The 25,431-nt window shown below is 68.1% G+C and carries 24 protein-coding genes; 21 read left to right on the top strand and 3 right to left on the bottom strand.

The features are described from left to right. Nucleotides 1–64 precede the first annotated feature (64 nt). The 4 genes from BMW26_RS08775 to BMW26_RS08760 all read left to right on the top strand — a co-directional run bounded on the left by BMW26_RS08775 (nt 65) and on the right by BMW26_RS08760 (nt 5,574). Nucleotides 65–484: a preprotein translocase subunit YajC gene (locus tag BMW26_RS08775; RefSeq protein ID WP_308418036.1), complete on the top strand. Its 420-nt coding sequence runs from the start codon at nt 65–67 to the stop codon at nt 482–484. Nucleotides 485–536: 52 nt separating this feature from the next. After that, nucleotides 537–2,267, top strand: coding sequence for a protein translocase subunit SecD (secD, locus tag BMW26_RS08770; RefSeq protein WP_053096171.1), 1,731 nt, complete (start codon nt 537–539; stop codon nt 2,265–2,267). Beyond that, nucleotides 2,267–3,259 carry a protein translocase subunit SecF gene (gene secF, locus BMW26_RS08765; protein WP_056278783.1) on the top strand — a complete coding sequence of 331 codons (993 nt, stop codon included), beginning with the start codon at nt 2,267–2,269 and terminating at the stop codon, nt 3,257–3,259. Before secD ends, secF begins: the two co-directional genes overlap by 1 nt. A gap of 65 nt (nt 3,260–3,324) precedes the next feature. After that, a complete protein-coding gene (locus tag BMW26_RS08760; RefSeq protein ID WP_053096167.1) occupies nt 3,325–5,574 on the top strand; it encodes a RelA/SpoT family protein in 2,250 nt (749 codons plus the stop codon). On the opposite strand, the gene BMW26_RS08755 is transcribed toward BMW26_RS08760, so the two are convergent. Together BMW26_RS08755 and BMW26_RS08750 are read right to left on the bottom strand one after the other, a co-directional pair. After that, on the bottom strand, nt 5,561–6,112 hold the full coding sequence (locus BMW26_RS08755; RefSeq protein WP_072591301.1) for a type IV toxin-antitoxin system AbiEi family antitoxin: 552 nt from the start codon (nt 6,110–6,112) through the stop codon (nt 5,561–5,563). The genes BMW26_RS08760 and BMW26_RS08755 overlap by 14 nt on opposite strands. A 61-nt stretch (nt 6,113–6,173) precedes the next feature. Then, the gene (locus BMW26_RS08750; RefSeq protein ID WP_083569333.1) at nt 6,174–7,538 is read right to left on the bottom strand and encodes a DUF349 domain-containing protein; all 1,365 of its coding nucleotides are present in this window, start codon (nt 7,536–7,538) and stop codon (nt 6,174–6,176) included. A gap of 209 nt (nt 7,539–7,747) precedes the next feature. On the opposite strand from BMW26_RS08750, the gene nirB reads away from it, so the two are divergent. Genes nirB through BMW26_RS08730 form a run of 4 tightly spaced genes read left to right on the top strand, consistent with a single transcriptional unit; the run spans nt 7,748 to nt 12,580 of the window. Next, entirely contained in the window at nt 7,748–10,327 is a 2,580-nt protein-coding gene (gene nirB / locus BMW26_RS08745) for a nitrite reductase large subunit NirB (RefSeq protein ID WP_187249667.1), read from the top strand. Continuing rightward, nucleotides 10,324–10,692: a nitrite reductase small subunit NirD gene (gene nirD / locus BMW26_RS08740; protein WP_072591300.1), complete on the top strand. Its 369-nt coding sequence runs from the start codon at nt 10,324–10,326 to the stop codon at nt 10,690–10,692. Before nirB ends, nirD begins: the two co-directional genes overlap by 4 nt. Continuing rightward, nucleotides 10,689–11,456, top strand: a complete 768-nt coding sequence (gene cobA, locus BMW26_RS08735; RefSeq protein WP_072591299.1) for a uroporphyrinogen-III C-methyltransferase — start codon at nt 10,689–10,691, stop codon at nt 11,454–11,456. Before nirD ends, cobA begins: the two co-directional genes overlap by 4 nt. Next, nucleotides 11,453–12,580, top strand: coding sequence for a uroporphyrinogen-III synthase (locus BMW26_RS08730; protein WP_072591298.1), 1,128 nt, complete (start codon nt 11,453–11,455; stop codon nt 12,578–12,580). The genes cobA and BMW26_RS08730 overlap by 4 nt, the downstream gene beginning before the upstream one ends. A gap of 65 nt (nt 12,581–12,645) precedes the next feature. On the opposite strand, the gene BMW26_RS08725 is transcribed toward BMW26_RS08730, so the two are convergent. After that, nucleotides 12,646–12,942, bottom strand: coding sequence for a hypothetical protein (locus BMW26_RS08725; RefSeq protein ID WP_053096157.1), 297 nt, complete (start codon nt 12,940–12,942; stop codon nt 12,646–12,648). Nucleotides 12,943–13,054: 112 nt separating this feature from the next. Between BMW26_RS08725 and BMW26_RS08720 the strand changes: the two genes are divergently transcribed. From BMW26_RS08720 to nusB, 13 genes are all read left to right on the top strand, one after another. Beyond that, entirely contained in the window at nt 13,055–14,386 is a 1,332-nt protein-coding gene (locus tag BMW26_RS08720; RefSeq protein WP_082297813.1) for a replication-associated recombination protein A, read from the top strand. Nucleotides 14,387–14,547: 161 nt separating this feature from the next. Next, complete coding sequence (gene rpsD, locus BMW26_RS08715) at nt 14,548–15,177, top strand: 30S ribosomal protein S4 (RefSeq protein ID WP_052677824.1); 630 nt, start codon at nt 14,548–14,550, stop codon at nt 15,175–15,177. Nucleotides 15,178–15,283: 106 nt separating this feature from the next. Further along, nucleotides 15,284–15,472 carry a hypothetical protein gene (locus tag BMW26_RS08710; RefSeq protein ID WP_053096155.1) on the top strand — a complete coding sequence of 63 codons (189 nt, stop codon included), beginning with the start codon at nt 15,284–15,286 and terminating at the stop codon, nt 15,470–15,472. Between the two features lie 79 nt (nt 15,473–15,551). After that, complete coding sequence (alaS, locus tag BMW26_RS08705; RefSeq protein WP_072591297.1) at nt 15,552–18,212, top strand: alanine--tRNA ligase; 2,661 nt, start codon at nt 15,552–15,554, stop codon at nt 18,210–18,212. After that, nucleotides 18,209–18,685 (top strand): Holliday junction resolvase RuvX, encoded by a 477-nt coding sequence (gene ruvX / locus BMW26_RS08700; RefSeq protein WP_053096151.1) that lies wholly within the window; start codon nt 18,209–18,211, stop codon nt 18,683–18,685. The genes alaS and ruvX overlap by 4 nt, the downstream gene beginning before the upstream one ends. Beyond that, nucleotides 18,685–20,223 (top strand): endolytic transglycosylase MltG, encoded by a 1,539-nt coding sequence (gene mltG, locus BMW26_RS08695; RefSeq protein ID WP_072591296.1) that lies wholly within the window; start codon nt 18,685–18,687, stop codon nt 20,221–20,223. Before ruvX ends, mltG begins: the two co-directional genes overlap by 1 nt. Further along, on the top strand, nt 20,220–21,032 hold the full coding sequence (locus BMW26_RS08690; protein ID WP_072591295.1) for a hypothetical protein: 813 nt from the start codon (nt 20,220–20,222) through the stop codon (nt 21,030–21,032). Before mltG ends, BMW26_RS08690 begins: the two co-directional genes overlap by 4 nt. 54 nt (nt 21,033–21,086) lie before the next feature. Continuing rightward, nucleotides 21,087–22,316, top strand: coding sequence for a chorismate synthase (gene aroC, locus BMW26_RS08685; RefSeq protein ID WP_056278778.1), 1,230 nt, complete (start codon nt 21,087–21,089; stop codon nt 22,314–22,316). Next, on the top strand, nt 22,300–22,818 hold the full coding sequence (locus BMW26_RS08680) for a shikimate kinase (protein WP_072591294.1): 519 nt from the start codon (nt 22,300–22,302) through the stop codon (nt 22,816–22,818). Before aroC ends, BMW26_RS08680 begins: the two co-directional genes overlap by 17 nt. After that, nucleotides 22,815–23,903 (top strand): 3-dehydroquinate synthase, encoded by a 1,089-nt coding sequence (aroB, locus tag BMW26_RS08675; RefSeq protein WP_072591293.1) that lies wholly within the window; start codon nt 22,815–22,817, stop codon nt 23,901–23,903. Before BMW26_RS08680 ends, aroB begins: the two co-directional genes overlap by 4 nt. Continuing rightward, entirely contained in the window at nt 23,900–24,337 is a 438-nt protein-coding gene (gene aroQ, locus BMW26_RS08670; RefSeq protein ID WP_056278775.1) for a type II 3-dehydroquinate dehydratase, read from the top strand. The genes aroB and aroQ overlap by 4 nt, the downstream gene beginning before the upstream one ends. A 75-nt stretch (nt 24,338–24,412) precedes the next feature. Then, nucleotides 24,413–24,973: an elongation factor P gene (gene efp, locus BMW26_RS08665; RefSeq protein WP_053096137.1), complete on the top strand. Its 561-nt coding sequence runs from the start codon at nt 24,413–24,415 to the stop codon at nt 24,971–24,973. 3 nt (nt 24,974–24,976) lie between these two features. Next, nucleotides 24,977–25,387: a transcription antitermination factor NusB gene (nusB, locus tag BMW26_RS08660; RefSeq protein WP_053096135.1), complete on the top strand. Its 411-nt coding sequence runs from the start codon at nt 24,977–24,979 to the stop codon at nt 25,385–25,387. Nucleotides 25,388–25,431 lie beyond the last annotated feature (44 nt).

The raw sequence follows: 25,431 nt of genomic DNA, 5'->3' as shown, positions 1-25,431 counted from the left end.
TTCCCCTGATAGAACTGCGCGACCGTCCTGTGGTGCGCGCACCTGAGAAAGGCCCTTTGCCACCATGCCCATGGAAATCCTCCTCTTCGGCCTTCTCGCCGTTCTCGTCGTCTTCATGTTCGTCAACGGACGCAAGCGCCAGAAGCAGATGAAGGCTGAGCAGGAGGAGAAGGCGACCAAGACCGTTCCCGGGGTCAAGGTGCTCCTCCAGGGTGGTATCTACGGCACGATCGTGGCCTACGACCACGACGACCTCGACTCGCCCGCGCTCGTCGAGATCGCTCCCGGCACCGTCATCGAGGTGCACAGCCAGGCGATCCTGCGCATCGTCGAGCCCAAGGACGCGATCGAGACCGACCCGGCAGTGCTCGCCGCCGAGGATGCACCGATCGTGAACGACGTTCCCGTCGTCGACGACGCTCCGGCCCTCGAGACTCCCGAGGAGACCCGTCGCCGTCTCGAGCGCGACGCCGACGACAAGTAGCCTTCGCGCTGCACCACCTCGGCACTCCGGCATCTTAGAAAGCTGATCACACGTGGCCACTTCTTCTCCGGTCCGTCATGCCTGGCGGGTCCTCATGGGCCTGCTCCTGGTGACGGGCGTCCTCTTCGGCATCAACGCGCTCGGCGTCCACGTGTTCGAGAAGAGCTCCTGGACTCCTGAGCTCGCGCTCGACCTGCAGGGCGGCACGCAGATCGTGCTCAGTGCCGAGACCGAGGACGGCGCTGCGCCCTCCCCGGAGCAGCTCGATCAGGCGGCCGCGATCATCCGCCAGCGCGTCGATGCGTCCGGTGTGGCCGAGGCCGACATCACCACCGAGGGCGGCCGCAACATCGTGGTGCAGATCCCGGGTGTCGCAGACGAGCAGACGCGTGCGCGCATCCAGTCGAGCGCGCAGCTGGAGTTCCGCCCGGTGCTCGCCACGACGGCCGGCACGAATCAGTACGTGGGTGAAGACGGCAACGAGACGGCGTATCCGACCCCGGACGACTCGCTGAACGCGACGCCGACGGCCGAGCCGACGGACGCGAGCGACCTCGCCTGGGTGACCGACAGGCTCGCCGCGGAGTTCCAGGCCTACGACTGCGCCAACCCCGAGAACGACCCCTCGAATGCGCCCAAGGACCAGCCGCTCATCGCGTGCGATCCCTCGGGCCAGGCGAAGTACCTCCTCGGTCCGACCGAGCTCACGGGTGACGCCATCACCGACGCATCCGCGGGCCGCGACCCGAAGACGGGCGCGTGGCTCGTCCAGCTGACGATGAACGGCGACGGCGCCGAGGCCTTCGGCGAGGTGAGCACCCGCCTCAACCAGAACCGCCTCGCGGAGCTCTCACCGCGTGATCAGTTCGCCTTCGTCCTCGACGGATCGGTGATCAGCGCACCGCGCATGAACGGACAGATCCTCGACGGTCGCCCGAGCATCTCGGGAGACTTCAACCAGGAGTCGGCGACTGCCCTCGCCGACCAGCTCAAATTTGGCGCCCTGCCCCTGAGCTTCGAGGTTCAGAGCTCCGACACCATCTCCGCGACCCTCGGCACCCAGCAGCTTCAGATCGGTCTCATCGCGGGCCTCATCGGTCTCGCACTCGTGGCGATCTACTCACTGATCGTCTATCGGGCGCTCGGCTCCGTGATCATCGCGTCCATCGCCGTGATGGCGGTTCTGACGTACATCATCATCTGCATCCTCGCGTGGCGATTGGGCTTCCGCCTGTCGCTCGCCGGCGTCGCGGGCCTCATCGTCTCGATCGGCTTCACCGCCGACTCGTTCATCGTGTACTTCGAGAGGATCCGAGACGAGCTCCGCGACGGAAAGTCGATCACCTCGGCGGTCGAAGACGGCTGGGGCAGAGCGAAGCGCACGATCTACATCTCGAAGTCGATCAACATCCTCGCGGCAGTGGTGCTGTACATCCTCGCGGACTCCACGGTGAAGGGCTTCGCCTTCACTCTGGGGCTCACGACCCTCATCGACGTGTTCATCTTCGTGATATTCACGCACCCGGTGATGCAGCTGCTCGCCCGCACCAAGTTCTTCGGCGGGGGCCACAAGCTCTCCGGCCTCGATCCCGAATCGCTCGGTGCGGTGTACCGCAGCCGATCGCAGTTCCGTCAGGTGTCGACCGCCACCGCGGGCCGCGGGGCGAAGAACGCCAGAGCCAAGGGCGAAGCCGAGCGCCGTCAGACCATCGCAGAGCGCAAGCGCGCCGAAGCACTAGCCGGTGAGAGAACCACCCGCACCGGAAGCGAGGGGGACGCCTGATGGCTTCCATGAACGAGTTCGGTAACAACCTTTACACGGGAAAGACGTCCTTCCCGTTCGTCGGCAAGCGCCGCCTGTGGTTCATCATCGCGATCGTGCTGGTCGTCGGCTCGGCGCTGGTGCCGCTCATCCGCCCGATCCAGTTCTCGATCGAGTTCACGGGCGGGTCGCAGTTCACCGTGCAGGCGCCCGACAGCTTCGAGCAGGAGACCGCGAAGACCGCGGTGCAGTCGGTCGTACCCGGTGCGGCGACCAAGGTCGTCGTGGTGGGCGGCAACGACATCCGCGTCCAGACCGATCAGATGAGCGCCGCCGAGACGCAGCAGGTCTCCAACGCCCTCGCCGATGCCTATGGCGTCGAGCCCGAGAGCGTGACCTCGTCGTTCATCGGACCGGCGTGGGGTGAGAACGTCACCAAGCAGTCCCTCTGGGGTCTCGCGATCTTCCTCGCACTGACGTTCCTGATCCTCGCGATCTACTTCCGGACCTGGAAGATGTCCGCGGCAGCGATCCTCGGCCTGCTCGACGTCCTCGTCATCACGGTCGGCGTCTACGCCCTGGCCGGGTTCGAGATCTCACCGGCCGCGGTCATCGGATTCCTGACCATCCTTGCCTACTCGCTGTATGACACCACGGTGGTGTTCGACAAGATCAGGGAGAACACCACGGAGGACGGCGAGAACTCGACGCGAACCTTCGGCGAGTCGGTCAACCTCGCGGTGAACCAGACGCTCATCCGATCGATCAACACCTCGGTCGTCGCCGCACTGCCGGTCGGCGCGGTCCTTTTCATCGGAGCCTTCTGGCTGGGCGCCGAGTCCCTCACGGACATCTCGCTCTCGATCTTCGTCGGCATCCTGGTCGCGACCTACTCGACCCTGTTCGTGGCCGCGCCGCTCTACTCGCTCTTCCGCGAGAACGAGCCGCAGATCGCGGCACGAGATGCCAAGATCCGCGAGGCGCGAAGCCTCGCGACCGCAGAGACCCGATAGTCCCCGCTCCGCGGGGCCGCACCCCGTGGAGCACGCGTAAGCTGTTGTGATTCGGAGGTGAGCGGATGGCGGAACCGCAGACGGCGTCGCAGGGCTCCAGCCTGAGACGACTGGTTCCCCGCATCTTCTCCCGCGCGCCCAGGATCAACGACCTCGACAATCTGATCCGCACGGTCCGTGCGAATCACCCGCGAGGCGATCTCGCCGTCATCGAGCGCGCCTACGCCGTGGCCAAGGAGAAGCACACCGGCCAGCAGCGCCAGAGCGGCGAGCCCTACATCACGCACCCGCTCGCCGTCGCGCAGATTCTCGCGGAGATGGGCCTGGGTCCTCGAGCCATCGCTGCGGCGCTGCTGCACGACACCGTCGAAGACACCGGCTATGCGCTCACCGACCTCACGGCGGAGTTCGGCGACGAGGTCGCGATGCTCGTCGACGGCGTCACCAAGCTCGACAAGGTCAAGTACGGCGAGAGCGCCCAGGCCGAGACCGTCCGCAAGATGATCGTCGCGATGTCGAAAGACATCCGCGTCCTGCTGATCAAGCTCGCCGACCGCCTGCACAACGCCCGCACGTGGGGATTCGTCCCGCCCGAGAAAGCTGCGAAGAAGGCCAAGGAGACGCTCGAGATCTACGCGCCTCTGGCCAACCGCCTCGGTATCCAGGCGATCAAGTCCGAGCTCGAGGACCTCTCGTTCGCCGTGCTGCATCCGAAGATCTACAACGAGATCCACAACCTGATCGCCCAGCGCACCCCGCAGCGCGAGAAGTACCTCGCTCAGGTCGTCGAGGAGATCGACGAGGACCTGCGCGATCTGCGCATCCGAGGCAAGGTCGTCGGGCGTCCGAAGCAGCTGTACTCGGTGTACCAGAAGATGGTCGTACGAGGCCGTGAGTTCGACGACATCTACGACCTGATCGGCATCCGCGTGCTGGTCGCGTCGGTGCGCGACTGCTACGCGGTGCTCGGCGCCATCCACGCGCGCTGGACGCCGCTGCCCGGTCGCTTCAAGGACTACATCGCCACCCCGAAGTTCAACCTCTACCAGTCGCTGCACACCACGGTGATCGGACCGTCGGGTCGGACGGTCGAGATCCAGATCCGCACGCACGAGATGCACCAGCAGGCGGAGTACGGCGTCGCCGCGCACTGGATGTACAAAGAGCGGATGAACGGCGGCAAGACCGAGGTCCGCGCCGCCGACAACGACATGGCGTGGCTCGCGCACATCTCGGACTGGCAGGCCGAGACGGCGGATCCCGGCGAGTTCCTCGACTCTCTGCGCTTCGAGATCGGCGCGAAAGAGGTCTACGTCTTCACGCCGAAGGGGCGCGTCGTCGGGCTACCGGCGGGTGCGACACCGGTCGACTTCGCGTACGCGGTGCACACCGAGATCGGCCACCGCACGATGGGCTCGAAGGTCAACGGGCGCCTCGTGCCGTTGGAATCGGAGCTCAAGAGCGGTGACGTGGTCGAGGTCTTCACCTCGAAGAACCCCGACGCCGGCCCGAGCCAGGACTGGCTCGGCTTCGTCAAGAGCACCCGCGCACGCAACAAGATCCGCGGATGGTTCACGAAGGAGCGTCGCGAAGAGGCGATCGAGCAGGGCAAGGAGGCCATCGCTCGCGCGATGCGCCGCCAGAACATGCCGCTGCAGCGCCTGATGAGCCAGGACTCGTTCGCCGAGGTCGCACATCAGCTCCGCTATGAGGACGTCTCTGCGCTGTATGCCGCCGTGGGCGAAGGTCACGTCTCCACGCAGTCCGTGCTCGAGAAGGTCACCGCGCTGGTCGCGGCGACCGATCCCGCCACAGGTCCGATCGACCTCCCCGGCAGCATGCCGTCGCGGGAGCCACGGGCAGGGGATTCGGGTGTCCTGGTGCGCGGAGCATCGGACATCCTCGTGAAAGTCGCGAAGTGCTGCACTCCGGTTCCCGGAGACGAGATCGTCGGTTTCGTGACGCGTGGCAGCGGCGTGTCCGTGCACCGCACGGACTGCCCGAACGTCAAGGCGCTCGCGAGCGAGGAGGACCGCTTCGTCGAGGTGTCGTGGGCCCCGACGACGAAGAGCGTCTTCCGGGTGCAGATCCAGGTCGAGGCCCTCGACCGTTCGGGGCTGCTCTCGGATGTCACCCGGGTGCTGAGCGAGCATCACGTCAACATCCTGTCGGCGACCGTCAGCACCACCGACGAACGCCTCGCCATCAGCCGCTTCGTCTTCGAGATGGGCGATGCCGTCCACCTCGACCGGGTGCTGAACGCGGTGCGTCGCATCGACGCGGTATATGACGTGTACCGCGTCACCTCGTCCTGACGAGAATCCTCTGGAGCGCGCCGCGTCCGGCGCGCTTTCCCGGCACGCGGGTCATGCGCTCGAGCTCCCGAAGCGCAGCGGACACGAGATCCGGTTCGGCGTCGGCGAGGAGCACCATCCACCGATGCAGGGATCCGTCGCGGTGGAGTCCGAGAGCGAGATCGACCATGGTGCGCTCCGGCGTCATCACCGGTACGCCGCCGATCACGACGAGATCCGACGGCGGCAACGCTGTGTCATGGAGGATCACTCGTGCAGGCAGAGCGGGGCGAATCCGATGGCTCACTGCGCGCCGGACGTGATGGCGCGCAGGGGAAGTGTCGCCGGCACCGTGGATCCAAGCTGCCGTCGGGCCGGAGGCGGCCGTGTCCGCAGGGACGAGGGGCGCGAGCGCGGCTGCTCTCGCGCTTGCGCTCTCGACGAGATCGGCGGGGATGTAGCCCTCGCCCAGATCGACGAGATGCCCGTCGAGCCTCGCCGCGCTGAGTTCGGGGATCGTGAGGCGTTGGCCGGGCAGATACAGGAACGCGGGATGCATCACGCCAGTCTGGCGCGGTGCATCCCGCGTACTGATTCGATCCGGAGATCTGTGGAGAAGGTCAGCCGCCGAGGGCGTTGAGCCAGGTGCGGCGCGCTTCGAGTGCATCCGCCGCGGCCTTGGCGGCCTTCTTGTCTCCCGACTTCTCTGCGGCGGCCAGCTCGGACTCGAGCTTCTCGATCGCCTCGAGCAGCTGCGAGCTCATGTCGTTGGCGCGTGCCTTGGTCTCGGGGTTGTTCTTCTTCCAGTCGACCTCTTCGCGTGCCTTGAGCGCCTGCTCGATCACACGGAGACGATCGTCGAGAGCGCGCTCCTTCTCGCGGGGGAAGATGCGGCCGATCTCATCCCACTGGCGCTGGATGCCGGTGAGCAGCGCGCGGGCGCGCTTGATGTTCGGCTCGTCTGCGACTGCCTTGGCCTCTTCGAGAAGGGCCTGACGCGCTTCGATCTTCGGGGCGGAGTCCGCCTCTTCAGCCGCCGACTGCTCGGCACGAGCGGAGTACAGCGCGTCGCCGGCTGCCTTGAATCGCGCCCAGAGCGCGTCGTCGGCCTTGCGACCAGCGCGACCGGCGGCCTTCCACTCGTCGAGCAGACTGCGATACGCGGGGATGCCGTCGACTCCGCGAGGAGCGAGAGCCTCCGCGCGCTCGACCAGCCGTGTCTTGGCGTCACGAGCGGTCTTGTGGGTGTCGTCGAGCTCGGAGTAGAACGCGCGGCGTGCCTTGTCGACGGTGCCGCGCGCATCACGGAACCGCTTCCAGAGCTGCTGCGACACCCCCTTCGACAGACGAGGACCGTTCTGCTGCTGCGCCTGCCACGCGTCGAAGAGCTCGCCGAGCTCGGCAGTCACCTGCTTCCACTGCACCTTCGAGAGGTCGCGGGCTGCGATCGCCTCGGCGCGCTCGACGAGAGCCGTGCGCTCGGCGATGGCCTTGTCGACCAGCTCCTTGGCCTGCTGGGCCTCCTGAGCGGTCGCCTCGGAGAGCGAGGAGGTCAGCGTGTTCAGACGATCACGGAGTCCGGCGAGGTCGCCCACAGCGGCAGCGTCGGTGGCCTCGGTGAGAAGATGACCGGCCTGCTTGACCAGGTCACCCGCAGACGCGCCGCCGGCCTGGTGGCGCTGCTCGAGCGTGTGCACCTTGAACGCGATGTCCTCGTACTTGCGCACGAAGTAAGCGAGTGCCTCGTCGGGGGTGCCGTCGGGATACTGCCCGACCACGCGCCACTCGTCGCCCTCGCGAACCTCGACCGTGCCGTCTTCGGCGACACGGCCCCACTTCGCTGCCTCGGCACTCGATGCGGAGGTCGCGGGCGATGCTGCGGCTGCGGGAGTCGCTGCAGTGGGCTTGGTCAGCTTTCGCGGCAGCGGCGCTGCCGGGGGAGCGGGAATGGGGGGAGTCGGCTTGGACGGCTCAGACACGGTGATTCTCCTTGCGCGGTAGGGCCCGCGGGAGGCGGAAAGGACGAGCTTCAGCCTAGTACGAGAGCGAGGTTGCAGTGTGGTCGTCGAATCTCACAATGGCCGTTACCGTTCTGTGAGCGAATCGTTCGACGCACGAAACACCGCGCGTCACATGCGGGAAACACCAGGCTCCTATCGTCGCCATCACGACGTCCCCCGGCGATTGGAGCAACATGAGCGAGGTCCTCCTCACACCCCAGGAGATCGTGGTGGTCGGTGCAGGGATGGTCGCGCATCGATTCGTGGAGAGCCTGATCAGCCGGGCCGAGACGCCGATGCATGTGACGGTGATCGGAGACGAGGCCCGTCGACCGTACGATCGGGTCGGACTCACCGGGTTCTTCTCGGGGGCGACTCCCGAGGAGCTCGAACTCGATCGCTCGGTGTTCGACGACTTCCGCGTGCGATTCCTCGCCGACGACAGAGTGCTGCGGATCGATCGCTCGGCCCGCACCGTCACGACGAGGTCGCGCACGAGCATCCCGTACGACACCCTTGTTCTCGCGACCGGCTCATACGCCGCGAAGGTCGCCGTGGACGGTGCGGACCTGCCCGGCTGCTTCGTCTATCGCACACTCGACGACGTCCAGGGCCTCAAGGACTTCGTCGAGCGGCGAGGACGCATGCTCGGTCGTCCGCTGCGCGGCGCGGTGATCGGCGGAGGGCTCCTCGGGCTCGAGGCCGCCGGTGCTCTGCAGGGAATGGATGTCGACGCCACCGTCGTGCAGTACTCCGATCGCCTGATGTCGGCTCAGCTCGACTCAGCGGGTGGAGGGATGCTCAAGCGTCTGCTCGAAGCGCGTGGCATCTCGGTGCGCACCGGATCGAGGACGACTCGGCTGGACCCGGATGACTCCGGCGCGGTCACGGCGCTCGAGTTCCAGGACGGATCGATCGAACGGGCGGACGTCGTGGTCTTCACCGTCGGCGTGCGTCCCCGGGACGAGCTGGCGCGCAATGCGGAGATGCAGGTGGACCCCCGCGGCGGTGTGATCATCGACGATCGGTGCTCGACGTCCGACCCCCACATCCTGGCGATCGGCGAGGTCGCCAACTTCGACGGTCGCTGCGTCGGACTGGTGGCTCCCGGATACGCCATGGCAGAGGTGGCGGCGACGCGCCTGCTCGGAGGCGATGCGGCGTTCCCCGGCTACGACGACTCCTCCAAGCTGAAGCTCTCGGGCGTCGATGTCGCGAGCTTCGGCGATGCGATGGCCACGACTCCCCATGCGCTCGACGTCGTCTATGCGGATCCTGTCGCCGGTGTCTATAAGAAGCTCGTGCTGTCGGATGACGCTCAGACGCTGCTCGGTGGGATCCTCGTCGGCGATGCGGCGGCCTACGGCGCGCTGCGTCCCCTCGTCGGCGCGAAGCTCGGCGCCGACCCGGCCGCCTACCTGCTGCCGGAAGGCGGGAACGAGGCTCCTGGTGGCGAGCTGCCGGATGAGGCCGTGGTCTGCTCGTGCTCGAATGTGACCGCCGGGCGCATCCGCCGGGCAGTGCACGACGAGGGGTGCACGGACGCCGCCGCGGTGAAGGGCTGCACGAAGGCCGGGGCGACCTGCGGATCCTGCGTGCTGATGGTGAAGAAGGTCGTGGGCCAGGAGCTCACCAAGCTCGGCCAGACCGTGTCGCATGCCCTCTGTGAGCACTTCGATCTCTCGCGCCGCCAGCTCTTCGACGCGGTACGGGTGGCTCAGCTCACGACGTTCAGTGGCATCGTCGAGCGCTTCGGGCGCGGCCGAGGGTGCGACATCTGCAAGCCGGCGATCGCCAGCATCCTCTCGGTGCTCGTGGGCGCGCACGTGCTCGACGGCGAGAACGCCACGCTGCAGGACACCAACGACCACGTGATGGCCAACATGCAGAAGGACGGCACGTACTCCGTCGTCCCGAGGATGGCCGGTGGCGAGGTCACCCCGGAGGGACTTATCGCGATCGGGCAGATCGCGAAGGACTTCGCGCTGTACACGAAGATCACCGGCGGGCAGCGAATCGACATGTTCGGAGCGCGGCTCGAACAGCTTCCGGTGATCTGGCAGCGTCTGGTCGACGCGGGCTTCGAGTCGGGGCAGGCGTACGGCAAGTCGCTGCGTACGGTGAAGTCGTGCGTCGGGTCGACGTGGTGCCGCTATGGCGTCCTCGACGCGGTCGGCATGGCCGTCAAGCTCGAACTGCGCTATCGGGGGCTCCGTGCTCCCCACAAGCTCAAGCTCGGCGTCTCGGGCTGCGCTCGTGAATGCGCGGAGGCGCGGGGCAAGGACGTGGGAGTCATCGCCACCGAGACGGGGTGGAACATGTATGTCGGCGGCAACGGCGGCTTCACGCCGCGGCACGCGCAGCTGCTCGCGTCGGACCTCGACGACGAGGGTCTCATCAGGGCCATCGACCGCTTCTTCATGTACTACATCCGCACCGCCGATCGTCTGCAGCGCACGGCTCCCTGGTGCGAGGAGCTCGAGGGCGGACTCGACGGGCTGCGGAGTGTGATCTTCGACGACAGCCTGGGCATCTGCGCCGACCTCGATGCCTCGATGGCGCAGCACGTCGATCGCTACGAGGACGAATGGGCGGCCACGCTCGCCGACCCCGTGAAGCTCGAACGGTTCCGGTCGTTCGTCAACGCGGCCGATACGGCGGATCCGTCACTCGCCTATGTCTCTGAGCGCGGGCAGATCCGCCCGGCGTCGCCGGAGGAGCGTCGCGCCGGAGGCGTCCTGATCGCCGGAACCGCCCTGGAGGTGCGCCGATGACCACTGCGACGGACTCCACCACGCCCGTGCGGGTATGCACGCTCGAGGACCTCGAGGTCGAACGAGGACGAGCCGCTCTCTTGGACGGACAGCAGGTGGCGCTGTTCCTCCTCTCGGACGGCACCGTGCTCGCAGTCGACAATCTCGACCCGTTCAGCGGAGCCAATGTCATCTCCCGCGGGATCGTGGGGAGTCGTGGGGGTGTCCCCACGGTCGCATCCCCACTCCACAAGCAGATCTTCGATCTCCGCACCGGTGAGTGCATCGAGACCCACGGCAAGCCCCCCGCAGCACTGCGGGTGTGGCCGGTCGCGATCGACGACGGCGTCGTGTACGTCCGGATGCCGGAGAGCGTCGGATCATGAGGCGGACGCGTGTGGGCAGGGTCGACCTCGTCGGCGGTGGGCCGGGTCCCGCCGACCTCATGACGGTGCGCGCCTATCGCCTGCTGATGGCGGCCGACGTGGTGGTCGCCGATCGCCTCGGTCCGTTCGCGGAGCTCCGGAACGAGCTCCCGTCGCACGTCGAGGTCATCGATGTCGGCAAACGACCGGGTCACCACCCCGTCCCTCAGCACGAGATCGATGCCCTCCTCGTCGAACGCGCCCTCGCCGGCCACCGCGTGGTGCGGCTGAAAGGCGGCGATCCCTTCGTGCTCGGTCGCGGGGGAGAAGAGGTTCTCGCGTGTGAGGCCGCCGGTGTGCCGGTCAGTGTGACCCCGGGCGTGAGCAGCGCGATCTCGGTGCCTCAGGCCGCGGGGATCCCGGTGACCCATCGCGGCGTCGCGTCAGCGGTGCACATCATCAACGGGCACGGCGACCTCACCCCGAGTGCGCTCGCATCTCTGTCCGATCCGACGGTCACCACCGTCGTCCTGATGGGCGTGGCCTCGCTGCCTCGCCTCGCAGCCTCGGCCGCGTCGCACGGGATGTCCGGCGACATCCCCGTGGCGATCGTCGAGAACGGTCACACCGAACGACAGCGGACCATCCGCAGCACCCTGGCGACGGCGGCGCGGGACGCGGCCGCTGCGCAGGTCGTGAACCCGTCCGTCATCGTGATCGGCGAGGTGGCTCGCGCGGGACTGCTGCTGCCGACGAGGGCGATGATCGCGGAGAGCGCCACATGACGACCGCGCGCACGCTCGACTCGGCGCTGGCCGGATGCACGATCATCGTCGCCGCAGACCGCCGCTCGATCGACCTGGCGACAGCCCTCGAGCGTCGCGGTGCGGTGGTCCATCGCGCGCCGGCGCTGAGCATCGTCACCAACTCCGACGACGCGCAGCTTCTCGCCCGCACCGAGCAGGTGATCGCCGCTCCTCCGGACATCGTGATCGTCACCACGGGCGTCGGGTTTCGCGGATGGATGGATGCCGCGCACGAGCACGGCCTCGACGGACAGCTCGACGCGGCACTGCAGGGCGCGCACTTCGTCGCACGGGGACCCAAGGCGCACGGCGCGATCCAGCAGGCAGGTTTCACGGCTGACTGGGTCGCCGAATCCGAGACGTCGGCCGAGGTCGGCGAGTACCTCCTCGCCTCCGGGGTCGCGGGCAAGCGGATCCTCGTGCAGCATCATGGCGCCGGATCGGACGGCCTCGACGAGTTGCTGGCGGATGCCGGAGCCCAGGTGCTGAGCATCACGGTCTACCGGTGGGGGCCGCCGCCGGATCCTGAGGTGGTGCGGCGTTCGGCATTGCAGGCGGCGGCCGGCGAGGCGGACGCCGTGCTGTTCACCTCGGCACCGGGAGCGGCGTCGTGGATCGCGGTGGCAGAGGAGTCCGGCGCGCTCGAGCGCGTCAGGAGACGCGCGGAGTCGGGCCGCCTCCTCCTGGCGTGCGTGGGCCCGATCACGGCCGCGCCGCTGCACGGCGCGAACCTCCGCACCACGATCGCCGACCGGGGACGACTCGGATCCCTCGCTCGAACGGTCATCGCGCATTTCGGCGGCGGGAGGGCACCGTCACTGCCGACCGACGCGGGTCTGGTCGAGGTACGCAGCGGCGGAGTCCTCGTGGACGGCGTGTTCATCCCGCTCTCGCGGTCGGCTGCCGCCTTGATCGAGGCGCTCGCCTCTGCGGGCGGGCGTGTGCTCTCGCGCGCCGAGCTCGGGGGCGTGCTCCCCGGCGCCGAGCGCAACGGACATGCGGTCGAGGTGGCCGTCGCACGGCTGCGGGAGGCTCTCGGCGGCAACGAACTCGTGCACACGGTGGTGAAACGCGGCTACCGCCTGGCGGTCACCGAGTACTGAGCGAGGTGCGCGCGGGGGAGTGCGGGCAGTGAACGCCCGTGTCCGCCACCCACAGGGACCGTGGTCTATCCGGCGGGGGCCTCAGTGGGTGCAGGCTCCGGCGTCGCGGGGTCTGTCGGCACGGGCGCCTCCGTCGGCTCGACGGTAGGCGAAGGCGAGGGGGCCGGGGGATTCACCTGCGCGTGAACGACCTGGCTCACCACGGCTCCGGCGACGATGAGCACTCCGGCGACGACGGCGATCGTGTTGTCGCGGGTGCGACGCCGGATCTGACCCTCATGCCACGTCTTGCGGGCGGTGTGCAGACGTGCGCGCTCCACCTCGGTGCGCGACTGCTGCGTGCTCTTCCCGCGTCCGGCCATTGCGTCCTCCCTTACTGGACGTGAATGTGCAACGTCGCCTGAGAGCCTACCGTCGAGATCGCGTCACGCCGTTCCCACCCGAAGTGTCGGTGCCCCGCGTTAGCCTGGACGGATGACCTCCGCCTCCGCACTGCTCTCCGGGCAGACGCCTCTCGCCGTGCGAATGCGCCCCGTGTCGCTCGATGAGGTCGCCGGTCAGAAGCACCTGCTGCGCGCGGGTTCCCCGATCGTCGCACTCGCCGACCCTGCCGCGACATCCCCGGGTGCCGTCTCGATCATCCTGTGGGGTCCGCCCGGCACCGGCAAGACCACTCTGGCGCAGGCGATCGCACGCTCATCGGGCCGCCGGTTCGTCGAGCTCTCCGCGATCACCGCCGGCGTGAAGGACGTGCGCGAGGTCATGCAGGAGGCGATCACCCAGCGCGACCTCTATGGCCAGACGACGATCCTCTTCCTCGATGAGATCCATCGGTTCACCAAGGCGCAGCAGGACGCCCTGCTCCCGGGCGTCGAGAACGGCTGGGTGCTGCTGATCGCGGCGACCACCGAGAATCCCTCGTTCTCGGTGATCTCGCCGTTGATGTCGCGATCGCTGCTCCTCACGCTCCAGCCGCTGACGGATGACGACATCGGGCTCCTGGTCGATCGGGCGGTGACCGATGCGCGCGGACTCAATGGCGCGGTCACCCTGGCCGACGACGCGCGCGCGGCGCTGATCCGGCTGGCGTCGGGCGATGCGCGGCGTGCGCTCACCGGACTCGAGGCTGCAGCGGCCGTAGCCCTCTCGAAGGGGGAAGAAGGCGCGGTGCCCGCCGCGACGGCGGACGACGTCGCTCAGGCCGTCGACAAGGCGCTGCTGCGATACGACCGTCAGGGAGACGAGCACTACGACGTCATCAGCGCGTTCATCAAGTCGATCCGAGGATCCGACCCGGATGCGGCCCTGCACTATCTCGCGCGGATGATCGAGGCGGGGGAGGACCCTCGCTTCATCGCTCGGCGCCTGGTCATCTCGGCCTCCGAGGACGTGGGCCTCGCCGACCCGCAGGCGCTCTCCATCGCGGTCGCGGCCGCGGACGCCGTCGCGTTCATCGGAATGCCGGAGGGGCGGATCCCGCTCGCCGAAGCGACCGTCTATCTGGCCACGACAGCCAAGTCGAATGCGGCGTACGTGGGAATCGACCAGGCGATCGCCGACATCCGCTCCGGGGGGTTCGGACGCGTCCCGCTGCATCTGCGAGACGCGCACTATCCGGGCGCGAAGCGGCTCGGTCACGGCCGGGGATACGTCTACCCGCACGACAGCGAGTTCGGCATCCTGCCGCAGCAGTACCTCCCTGACGAACTGCGCGGAAAGCGGTACTACGAACCCAAGAACCTGGGTGCCGAGCGCGACATCTCGGCTCGCCTCGAGCGCATCAGACGCATCCTCGACGGGCGCTGACGCGAATCTGTTAGACTTGATCGGCTCGAAACCGTGTTTTCGGGCATCTCCTCGTTCACACCACACCTTGCTGGCGCCCCGGCGTGCGCTCCAAGGCAGAACGCGGACGATACGTCCGTGAGTCGTGAAAGACGCGACCACGTCATCGGAAGGAACACTTCGTGACCACGAAGTCCCAGGACCGCCGCAAGGTACGTCTGAGCCGTGCCCTCGGCATCCCGCTCACCCCGAAGGCCGCCCGCTACCTCGAGAAGCGTCCCTACGCTCCGGGTGAGCACGGCCGCACCAAGCGCAAGGCAGACAGCGACTACGCCGTCCGTCTGCGTGAGAAGCAGCGTCTGCGCGAGCAGTACGGCATCCGCGAGAAGCAGATGCGCAACACGTTCAACGAGGCTCGCCGTCAGGACGGCCTGACCGGTGAGAACCTGGTCGAGCTGCTCGAGATGCGTCTCGACGCCCTCGTCGTGCGTTCGGGCTTCGCCCGCACCACCGCGCAGGCTCGTCAGCTCGTCGTGCACCGTCACATCCTCGTCGACGGCCAGCTCGTCGACCGCCCGTCCTTCCGCGTGAAGCCGGGTCAGCTCATCCACGTCAAGGCCAAGAGCGAGGGCACCGAGCCCTTCCAGGTCGCAGCGGCCGGCGGTCACGCCGAGGTCCTGCCTCCCGTTCCCGGCTACCTCGAGGTCGAGCTCGACAAGCTCCAGGCTCGCCTGGTTCGTCGCCCGAAGCGCGCCGAGGTCCCCGTGACCTGTGAAGTGCAGCTCGTCGTCGAGTACTACGCAGCTCGCTGAGTTCCAGCTTTTCCGCAGAAGGCGTCGGGGTCACCCGACGCCTTCTGTCGTTTGCGCATACGATGGTGACACCGCGCCTTCGCGGGTCAGAGGCAAGGATGACGACATGAAGAACGTGCTGTGGTTCCTGATCGGTGTGATCGGCGGATTCGTCGCTGCGCATTTCATGAACAAGGACCCGCGCGGTCACGACATCCTCGCCGAGGTCGACGCTCGCTTCAACGAGTTCACCGGCATCATCGGCGACTCGTACCGCGAGCAGCAGGCGCGACTCGTAGACCCCGCGGACGACTGATCGCGCGCGGTCTCCCGGCCGCTGCCGCATCATCGTCCCGCCCCTCCACACCCTGTACGCAAGGACACCTGGCACCCCTATGAAAACTGCGGAGATCGCGCAGCGCTATCTCGACTTCTTCGAGAAGAACGACCACGTCATCGTCCCCTCGGCCTCTCTGGTCAGCGACGATCCGTCGCTGCTGTTCACGGTCGCCGGAATGGTGCCGATGATCCCGTACCTCACCGGAGTCGTGCCCGCGCCGCACCCGCGCATCGCGGACCTGCAGAAGTGCATCCGCACCAACGACATCGAAGAAGTCGGGAAGACCGCGCGTCACGGCACCTTCTTCCAGATGATGGGCAACTGGTCCTTCGGCGACTACTTCAAAGAGGGCGCGATCCGCTACGCGTGGGAGCTGCTGACGAGCTCGGAGGCAGACGGCGGCCTCGGTTTCGACGAGAAGGACCTCTGGGTCACCGTCTACGAGACCGACGACGAGGCTGAGGCCATCTGGCGCGACATCATCGGCCTGAAGCCGGAGCGCATCCAGCGTCTGGGGCGTGCGGACAACTACTGGAACACCGGTCAGCCCGGTCCCGGTGGCCCCGACAGCGAGATCTTCTTCGACCGAGGTCCCGCGTACGGCAAGGACGGCGGCCCCGCGGCCGACGACTCGCGGTTCCTCGAGATCTGGAACCTCGTGTTCATGCAGGACTTCATCGACAACATCCGCGGCAAGACCGAGTTCGACATCGTGGGCGAGCTGCCCCAGAAGAACATCGACACCGGCATGGGACTCGAGCGCGTCGCGTTCCTCAAGCAGGGCGTCGAGAACATGTACGAGACGGATCAGGTGCGCCCGGTCCTCGATCGCGCGGTCGAGCTCTCCGGCCGCCGTTACGGTGCCGTCCACGAAGACGACGTGCGCTTCCGTGTCGTGGCCGACCACGTGCGCTCGTCCCTCATGCTGCTGTCCGACGGCGTCCGCCCGTCCAATGAGGGCCGCGGATACATCCTCCGCCGCCTCATGCGGCGCACGGTGCGCTCGATGCGTCTGCTCGGCGTCGACGAGCCGGTCTTCCCCGAGCTCTTCGCCACGTCCCGTGATGCCATGAAGTCGGCATACCCGGTGCTCGAGAAGGAATGGTCGACTCTCTCGGCCTCCGCCTTCGCCGAGGAGGAGACCTTCCGGCGCACTCTGGCGCAGGGGTCGACGATCCTCGATCTCGCTCTGGACGAGACGAAGAAGGGCGGCGGGGCGGCGCTGAGCGGCTCCGAGGCGTTCCTGCTGCACGACACGTACGGCTTCCCGATCGATCTCACGCTCGAGGTCGCTGAGGAAGCAGGTCTCGCGGTCGACCGTGAGGCGTTCGACACCCTGATGCAGGAGCAGCGCTCGCGCGCCAAGGCGGACGCACGCAATCGCAAGCGTCAGCTCGCGGACGTCTCGGTGTACCGCGATCTCCGTGCGCTGGGCCAGACGGGCTTCGACGGCTACTCCGAGCTGGAGGTCGACTCGCGCATCCTCGGCATCCTGGTCGACGGACAGCCGGCCCGCACCGCCTCAGAGGGGCAGATCGCCGAGGTCGTGCTCGCCGAGACGACTCTCTACGCCGAGTCCGGCGGTCAGGTCGCCGACAAGGGCGTCATCGTCGGGCCGGGCTACGAGCTCGAGGTGCTCGATGTGCAGCGTCCGGTGCCCGGTCTGATCAGCCACACGGTCGAGGTCACTCGCGGGGCTGTAGCCGTGGACGACCCCGCGACCACGGTCGTCGACGCCGCCAACCGACGCGCCGCCAGGCAGGCGCACTCGGCGACGCACCTCGTGCATGCGGCGCTGCGTGACACGCTCGGACCGACCGCCACGCAGGCCGGTTCGCTCAACCGTGCCGGGTACATGCGTTTCGACTTCTCGTGGTCTCAGGCTCTCTCGGCCGACACGCGCACCGAGATCGAGGAGATCACCAACCGCGCGGTCAACGACGCCCTCGAGGTCACGACTCGCATCGTGACGCTCGACGAGGCGAAGGAGGCCGGTGCTATGGCGCTCTTCGGCGAGAAGTACGGCGACGTCGTGCGGATGGTCGACATCGGCGGTCCGTGGTCGCGCGAACTCTGCGCGGGCACGCACGTCACCACGAGTGCCGAGATCGGCCTCGTCAGCGTCGTCGGCGAGTCGTCGGTCGGCGCGTCGAACCGCCGCATCGAGGCCCTGGTCGGCCAGGACGCGTTCCGCGAGCTCGCTGCAGAACGCGCGCTCGTGTCGCAGCTGACCACCTCGCTCAAGACCCCTCGCGACCAGCTCGCCGAGCGCATCGCGGATCTCTCCGCCAACCTCAAGGCGGCCGAGAAGCGCATCGCCCAGTTCGAGTCCAAGGAGCGCGCGGGCCGTGTCCCGGCCATCGCCGATGCCGCGAACCGCGTCGGCGCGTTCCGTGTGGCCGCGCAGTCGCTCGGTGAGGTGGCGTCGGCCGACGATGTGCGCGAGCTCGTCCTCGGCGTCCGCGACCGTCTCGGTTCCGACCCCGCCGTCGTCGCTCTCGGCGCTGTCGTGAACGGACGCCCGGTGGTGGTCGTCGCGACGAACGATGCCGCACGCACCGCCGGAGCGAAGGCCGGTGCCCTCGCGAAGCGCGCCGCCTCCGTACTCGGCGGCGGCGGCGGAGGTCGTGACGACGTCGCTCAGGGTGGTGGCACGGATGTCGCCGCTCTGCAGGCAGCCCTCGAGGCCGTGTCGCAGGAGCTGCAGTCAGCGTGAGCGGCTTCCGCCGCGGCGTGCGGCTCGGTGTCGATGTCGGGCGTGCCCGGGTCGGCGTCGCCCGCTGCGATCCGGACGGCATGCTCGCGGTGCCGGTCGAGACCGTGCAGCGCAACGACACGTCGATCGACAGGATCGCCGCGATCGCCGAAGACTTCGACGTGCTCGAGTTCGTGGTCGGGCTGCCGGTCAATCTGCAGGGCGCCGACACCGCGTCGACGACCGACGCTCGCGAGTTCGCCGCGGCTCTGCAGGCGCAGACGGGCACTCCCGTCCGGCTCGTCGACGAGCGCCTCAGCACCGTCACCGCACACGCCGCTCTGCGTTCTTCGGGCAGAACACAGAAGAAGTCTCGTAGCATTGTGGATCAGATCGCCGCGGTGATCCTGCTGCAGCAGGCGATCGACACGGAGAAGAGCACCGGAAACCCGCCCGGTGCCACGATTCCGCTCGACGAGGAGTCCCCCCGATAATGCCCGAACGCGAGAGCGCTTCGCCTCAGCACGATCCGGATGCCCGTCTGGGCGATCTGTTCGAGAACCTTCCCGACCCGTCGCCGCAGATCCCGACGGTCGACAACACCCCGCCCGCTCCAGGGTCGCGCCGGGCGGCGCGTGAAGCCGCGGCTGCGCAGCCGGGGGCTCCGGCCGGGCCAGCCGGCACCCCCGCGGACCGCTCGTCGTCGGACGATGCGTCGACCAGGGCGATGCCCGCACTGTCCGCGGACGAGCCCGTTGCCGCCCGACTTTCCGAAAGCGAGTCCTCCGTCGGCGAGGCTGCCGCGGACCGAGCCGAATCCGGCTCGGGGTCGGAAGCATCTGCCGGCGCCGCGGTGGGTGCCGCGTCGGGGAGCGCGGCAGCAGGCGGACGCCTCGAAGACCTCTTCCACGCGCATCCGGAACACGATGCCGGCCACCCAGCGCCCGCGAAGAAGAAGCGCCGCACGGGCTGCCTGGTGGCGCTCGTCATCGTCCTCGCCGTGATCGGCGGCATCGTCGGCGCGGGATTCTGGGCGTGGGGCACCTACGGCGACAAGATCAGCGAGGCGCTCGGATGGGGCGACCCCAAGGACTGGGAGCCCGGGCTCGCATCCGGCGAGGTGCTCGTCACCATCCATGAGGGCGACACCGGCGCTCCCGTGTCCACCGCGCTCTACGAAGCGGGCGTCACGCGCACGGAGGACGTCTTCTACGATTACCTGGTCACCGAGAACGTCGCGGTCACCTTCTATCCGGGCATCTACAGCCTGAAGGAGAAGATGACAGCCGAGGCGGCGCTCGAGGCGCTGCAGGACCCCGCCAACAAGCGCGAGAACTCTGCGAGCGTGGGCGAGGGCGCGACCATCGAATCCTCCCTGCCCGACATGGCCGAATCGCTCGGCATGCCCATCGAGGAGCTCCAGGCGGCGGTCGACGCCGACCCTGCGACCTATGGCGTGACCGCCCAGAGCCTCGAGGGGTGGCTGTTCCCGGCCGTCTACACGTTCGATCCGGGAGTCACCGCCACCCAGGTCATCCAGCGGATGGTCGACCGCACGAAGGAATCGCTGACAGAGGCCGGGGTGCCGGCGGAGGATGCTCAACGCGTGCTCACGATCGCCTCGATCATCCAACGTGAGGGCCTCACCGCAGACTTCCCGAAGGTGTCTCGTGTGATCGAGAACCGCCTCGACATCGACATGAAGCTGCAGATGGACTCGACGGCGCAGTACGGCTACGGTTCGCTGCACGAGGGCGTCGTGTCGAGTTCGGCCGAGGCGCTCGAGGACGACAATCCCTGGAACACCTACGTGCACACCGGCCTGCCGGTCACGCCGATCGCGAGCCCGAGCTTCGCTGCGATCGACGCGGCGATGCACCCCGCAGACGGCCCCTGGCTCTACTTCGTGACGACGAACCTCGCCACCGGAGAGACCCAGTTCTCGGTCACCTACGAGGAGCACCTGCAGGGAGTCGAGAAGTGGGAGCAGTGGTGTCAGGAGAACCCCGACGGGGGTTGCTCGGCCGGATGAGCTCCCCGCGGCTCGCAGTCTGGGGCGACCCGATCGCGCACTCCAAGTCTCCGCAGCTGCACGCGGCCGCCTATCGTGCGCTGGGCCTCGATTGGGAGTACACGCGTCGCCAGGTCGACGACGTGGCGTTCGACACGGCTCTGGCCACTCTGGACGATTCGTGGCGGGGGCTCTCGCTCACGATGCCGCTGAAGGAGAAGGCGCACAGCGCGTCGGTCACGCACGACCGCTATGCCGACCTCACCGGAGCAGTGAACACGCTGCTGCTCACCGACGGCATCCGCGGCTTCAACACCGATGTCGGCGGGATCCTCGACGCCCTGGGCGAGCAGGACCTTCGGGGAATCGGTGATGTCCGCATCCTCGGCGCCGGCGCCACGGCATCCTCGGCTCTGGTCGCGTGCGTCGAGGCCGGGGCCCGCACTGTCGATGTGAGGGCGCGCCGTCCCGAACGGGCAGCCGGACTGGTGGCTCTCGGACGAAGACTCGGCGTCTCGATCACGACCTCGACGTTCGATGCCGACGCCGACGATGTCGGGCTCACCGTCGCGACGCTCCCCGGAGGCTCCGTGCTGGACGAGGCGACGTCAGCGCGCCTCAGCGAGAACGGGGGCGCGCTGTTCGACGTCGCGTACTCACCCTGGCCGTCGGCGCTCGCATCGGTGTGGCGCGGGGGGCGGGCCGTCTCCGGGGAGGCGATGCTGCTGCGTCAGGCCGTGCGCCAGATCCGCATCTTCCTGCACGGAGACCAGAGCGTTCCGCTCCCCTCGGAGGAGGTCGTGGTCGCCGCGATGGAAGCCGCCCTGTAGTCACCGGCCGTCACGCGGCACGATCCGAGGCGAAACGCGTGGGAGACTAGACCAATGCTCCGCGTGCTCACGGCCGGCGAATCGCACGGCCCAGAACTCATTGCCGTCATGGAGGGTCTGCCTTCGGGCGTCCCGGTGTCCTCCGAGGCGATCCAGGCCGATCTCGCACGACGCAAACTCGGCTACGGTCGAGGTTCCCGCATGAAGTTCGAGCAGGACGAGCTGACGATCTCGGGCGGCGTCCGCCACGGCAAGACGCTCGGAAGCCCGATCGCTCTTCGCATCGGCAACACGGAGTGGCCGAAGTGGATCGAGGTCATGAACCCGGAGCCGGTCGAGCTGACAGACAGGTCGCGTGGCCGGAGCGCACCGCTGACCCGCCCGCGGCCGGGACACGCCGATCTCGTCGGCATGCAGAAGTACGACTTCGACGAGGCTCGACCCATCCTCGAACGCGCCAGCGCCCGAGAGACGGCGGCCAGGGTGGCGCTCGGCGCCATCGCGCGCTCGTTCCTCGGCGAGCTGGGCATCCGTCTCGTCAGCCACACCCTCTCGATCGGACCGGTGCGCGTACCCGACGGCGCCGCGCTGCCGACCCCGGACGACGTGGACCGGCTGGACGCCGATCCGCTGCGCTGCTTCGACGCGTCGACCTCCGCCCTGATGGTGGCCGAGGTCGATGACGCGAAGAAGGACGGCGACACGCTCGGCGGGATCGTCGAGGTGCTCGCCTACGGTCTTCCGCCCGGACTCGGCTCGCACGTCCACTGGGATCGCCGTCTGGACGCGCGCCTGGCGCAGGCCCTGATGAGCATCCAGGCCATCAAGGGCGTGGAGGTCGGCGACGGCTTCGAGACCACACGACGACGCGGATCCGCGGCTCACGACGAGCTGTTCGCGACGGCAGACGGCATCTCGCGCGGCTCCGACCGCGCCGGAGGCACCGAGGGCGGGATGTCGACGGGCACGGTGTTGCGCGTCCGTGCAGGCATGAAGCCGATCGCCACCGTGCCGCACGCGCTGCGCACGATCGACATCGCGTCCGGCGAGGATGCCACGGCACACCATCAGCGTTCCGACGTGTGCGCCGTGCCTGCGGCAGGCGTCGTGGCCGAGGCCATGGTCGCCGTCGAGCTCGCCAACGCCGTGCTCGAGAAGTTCGGCGGCGACAGCATCGGCGAGACGCGCCGCAACCTCGACGCCTACCTCGCTGCGATCCCGGCCGAGCTGCGGACGACGCCTGCGTCCGAGGCGGCGCTCATCGCGCATGACGAGCGCGGCTGACCAGCTGTCGCTGGTGCTCGTCGGCCCGATGGCGGCGGGCAAGACCAGCGTCGGTCGTCGTGTCGCGCGCAAGCTCGGCGTCCCGTTCGTCGACACGGACAAGCGGGTGGTCGCGGTGCACGGCCCCATCCCCCTGATCTTCGAGGAGCACGGAGAGTCGCATTTCCGCGCGCTCGAACGGGCCGAGGTCGCAGAGGCGCTGCGTGCGGGCGGCGTGATCTCGCTGGGCGGGGGAGCGGTGACCGACCCTGAGACCAGGAGGCTGCTGCTCGACCACCCGGTCGTCTTCCTGACGGTCACCGCCGCAGCGGTGGCTGACCGCATACAGAGCGGCGGCCGACCGCTGCTCGCGGGCGACGACCCTGTCGGGCGATGGACGCAGATCTTCGAAGAACGTCGAGACTGGTATGACGAGGTGGCATCCGTGACGTTCGACACGTCGCGGCGCCCCATGCAGCGCATCGCCGACGACATCGCGGCGTGGAGGAGAGAACTGGGATGACTACGACAACCATCAGCGTGACGGGCGAGAACCCCTACGACATCGCCATCGGGCGGGGGATCCTCGATCAGGTGTCCGCGGCACTCGATCCCGGAGTCCGCAAGGTGCTGGTCGTCCACCCGCCGACCCTGGCCGCGCGTGCGGCAGAGCTTCGTGACAGGCTGCTCGCCGATGTCGAGAACGGTCCGCGGGAGGTCCTGCTCGCCGAGGTGCCCGATGCCGAGCAGGGCAAGCGCATCGAGGTCGCCGCCTTCTGCTGGCAGGTCATGGGGCAGGCTGACTTCACGCGCTCGGACGCGGTCGTCGGATACGGCGGAGGCGCCGTGACCGACCTCGCCGGATTCGTCGCGGCGACCTGGCTTCGCGGCGTGCAGCTCGTGCAGGTGCCCACCACCGTGCTCGGCCTCGTCGATGCCTCCGTGGGCGGCAAGACGGGGATCAACACCGCTGAGGGCAAGAACCTCGTCGGAGCGTTCTGGGCTCCCCGTGCGGTGATCGGCGATCTCGACGAGCTGGCGAGCCTCAGCCCGAACGAGGCGACCGCCGGATTCGCCGAGGTGGTGAAGGCGGGGTTCATCTGGGCACCGGAGATCCTCGACATCATCGAAGCCGATCCGGTGCGCGCCGTCGACTCGACCACACCGGAGTTCCGGCGTGCGGTCGAGCTCGCGATCGACATGAAGGCCCAGGTCGTCTCGGACGACTTCCGCGAGGCGGGGCAGCGCGAGATCCTCAACTACGGCCATACGCTCGGCCACGCCATCGAGCACGCCGAGCGCTACCGCTGGCGGCACGGCGCGGCGATCTCGATCGGCATGCTGTACGCCGCCGAGCTGTCGCGACTCGCGGGGCGACTGTCGGACTCCGCAGCGGAGCGCCACCGCACGATCCTCGAGTCGCTGGGCCTTCCGACCGGCTACCGTGCCGGTGCGTGGCCGCAGCTGCTGGCGACGATGCAGCGCGACAAGAAGAGCCGCGGCGGCATGCTGCGCTTCATCCTTCTCGACGACATCGCGAAGCCCACCGTGCTGCAGGCACCCGATGAGTCGCTGCTCTTCGCCGCCTACCAGGAGATCGGCGAATGACCCGCCGCATCCTGCTCGTGAACGGGCCGAACCTCAACCTGCTCGGCAGTCGCGAGCCCGAGGTCTACGGCACGGCGACGCTCGCCGATGTGGAGCGACTCACCGCTGAGGCGGCCGCAGCCGAGGGCTTCGAGATCCGCGCTGTGCAGAGCAATCACGAGGGTGTGCTGATCGACGCGATCCATGCCGCGCGCGCGGACTGCGCGGCGATCATCATCAATCCGGGCGGGCTCACGCACACGAGCGTGTCGCTGCGCGATGCGCTCACGGGAGTCGCGCTGCCGTTCGCCGAGGTGCACATCTCCGACGTGTACGCACGTGAGGAGTTCCGGCACCACTCGTACCTGCACGATGTCGCTGCGGTGCGGGTCATCGGCGAGGGTGTCGACGGCTACGCGAGCGCTGTGCGGCAGCTCGCAGCGCTGATCCCGTAGAATCGACTCTCGGCCCACCCCAGTCCAGACCGGACGCGAGCGGCCCCCAGACTCGAGAAACGGAAAGTCCAGCGCATGGCATCTACCGCAGACATCAAGAACGGCGTCGTCCTGAGCATCGAGCGGCAGCTCTGGAGCGTCGTCGAGTTCCAGCACGTCAAGCCCGGAAAGGGTGGCGCCTTCGTGCGCACCAAGCTGAAGAACGTCATGACCGGAAAGGTCGTCGACAAGACGTTCAACGCCGGCGCCAAGGTCGAGATCGAGAACGTCGACCGTCGCGACTTCACCTACCTCTACACCGATGGTGACGGGTACGTGTTCATGGACCAGACGGACTACGACCAGATCACGGTCCCCGCCGCGACCGTCGGCGACGCGAAGAACTTCCTGCTCGAGAACCAGCAGGTCACGATCGCGCTCAACAACGGCAACCCGCTGTACATCGATCTCCCCGCGTCCGTGATCCTCGAGATCACCTACAGCGAGCCCGGTGTGCAGGGCGACCGCTCGTCGGCGGGAACGAAGCCGGCCACGCTCGAGACGGGCTACGAGATCCAGGTGCCGCTCTTCGTCGAGACCGGCACCAAGGTCAAGGTCGACACGCGCACCGGCGACTACCTCGGTCGCGAGAAGTAAGGCGTGAGCGCCCGTACGAAAGCGCGCAAGCGCGCACTCGACATCCTGTTCTCCGCCGACGTCCGTGGAGACGAGATCGCGGTGACCCTGGCCGCAGAGGCCAAGCGCGCCGCGAGCGAACCCGCTCGCGAGGCCTCCTGGCTCTACGCCCGTGAGGTGGTGGACGGCATCATCGACCACCACGACGAGATCGACGAGCAGATCACGACCCACAGCCGCGATTGGAGAATCGAGCGCATGCCCGCGGTCGATCGCGCGCTGCTGCGCATCGGCGTCTGGGAGATCCTGTTCAATGACGCGGTGCCGACCGCTGTCGCCATCGATGAGGCGGTCGAACTCGCCAAGGAGTTCTCCACCGACGATTCGGGCGCGTTCGTGCACGGCGTGCTCGCACGCGTCTCTCGCGCGGCCTGAGCGACGACTCGGGACGCGGTCTCCGAGATGTCGGAGGCCGCGGG

It is taken from the genome of Microbacterium sp. 1.5R (assembly GCF_001889265.1).
Lineage (GTDB): Bacteria > Actinomycetota > Actinomycetes > Actinomycetales > Microbacteriaceae > Microbacterium.
This window is presented reverse-complemented; position numbering and strand designations above follow the sequence as displayed.

Excerpts from the sequence above, each read along its gene's own strand:
- nirB (WP_187249667.1), top strand. The coding sequence starts at position 7,748 with ATGAGCGAGGTCCTCCTCACACCCCAGGAGATCGTGGTGGTCGGTGCA.
- aroB (WP_072591293.1), top strand. The coding sequence starts at position 22,815 with ATGACTACGACAACCATCAGCGTGACGGGCGAGAACCCCTACGACATC.
- BMW26_RS08725 (WP_053096157.1), bottom strand. The coding sequence starts at position 12,942 with ATGGCCGGACGCGGGAAGAGCACGCAGCAGTCGCGCACCGAGGTGGAG.
- mltG (WP_072591296.1), top strand. The coding sequence starts at position 18,685 with ATGCCCGAACGCGAGAGCGCTTCGCCTCAGCACGATCCGGATGCCCGT.
- BMW26_RS08720 (WP_082297813.1), top strand. The coding sequence starts at position 13,055 with ATGACCTCCGCCTCCGCACTGCTCTCCGGGCAGACGCCTCTCGCCGTG.
- aroQ (WP_056278775.1), top strand. The coding sequence starts at position 23,900 with ATGACCCGCCGCATCCTGCTCGTGAACGGGCCGAACCTCAACCTGCTC.
- nirD (WP_072591300.1), top strand. The coding sequence starts at position 10,324 with ATGACCACTGCGACGGACTCCACCACGCCCGTGCGGGTATGCACGCTC.
- secF (WP_056278783.1), top strand. The coding sequence starts at position 2,267 with ATGGCTTCCATGAACGAGTTCGGTAACAACCTTTACACGGGAAAGACG.
- BMW26_RS08775 (WP_308418036.1), top strand. The coding sequence starts at position 65 with ATGCCCATGGAAATCCTCCTCTTCGGCCTTCTCGCCGTTCTCGTCGTC.
- BMW26_RS08730 (WP_072591298.1), top strand. The coding sequence starts at position 11,453 with ATGACGACCGCGCGCACGCTCGACTCGGCGCTGGCCGGATGCACGATC.
- cobA (WP_072591299.1), top strand. The coding sequence starts at position 10,689 with ATGAGGCGGACGCGTGTGGGCAGGGTCGACCTCGTCGGCGGTGGGCCG.
- efp (WP_053096137.1), top strand. The coding sequence starts at position 24,413 with ATGGCATCTACCGCAGACATCAAGAACGGCGTCGTCCTGAGCATCGAG.
- aroC (WP_056278778.1), top strand. The coding sequence starts at position 21,087 with ATGCTCCGCGTGCTCACGGCCGGCGAATCGCACGGCCCAGAACTCATT.
- alaS (WP_072591297.1), top strand. The coding sequence starts at position 15,552 with ATGAAAACTGCGGAGATCGCGCAGCGCTATCTCGACTTCTTCGAGAAG.
- BMW26_RS08690 (WP_072591295.1), top strand. The coding sequence starts at position 20,220 with ATGAGCTCCCCGCGGCTCGCAGTCTGGGGCGACCCGATCGCGCACTCC.
- BMW26_RS08710 (WP_053096155.1), top strand. The coding sequence starts at position 15,284 with ATGAAGAACGTGCTGTGGTTCCTGATCGGTGTGATCGGCGGATTCGTC.
- BMW26_RS08755 (WP_072591301.1), bottom strand. The coding sequence starts at position 6,112 with ATGCATCCCGCGTTCCTGTATCTGCCCGGCCAACGCCTCACGATCCCC.
- BMW26_RS08760 (WP_053096167.1), top strand. The coding sequence starts at position 3,325 with ATGGCGGAACCGCAGACGGCGTCGCAGGGCTCCAGCCTGAGACGACTG.
- BMW26_RS08680 (WP_072591294.1), top strand. The coding sequence starts at position 22,300 with ATGACGAGCGCGGCTGACCAGCTGTCGCTGGTGCTCGTCGGCCCGATG.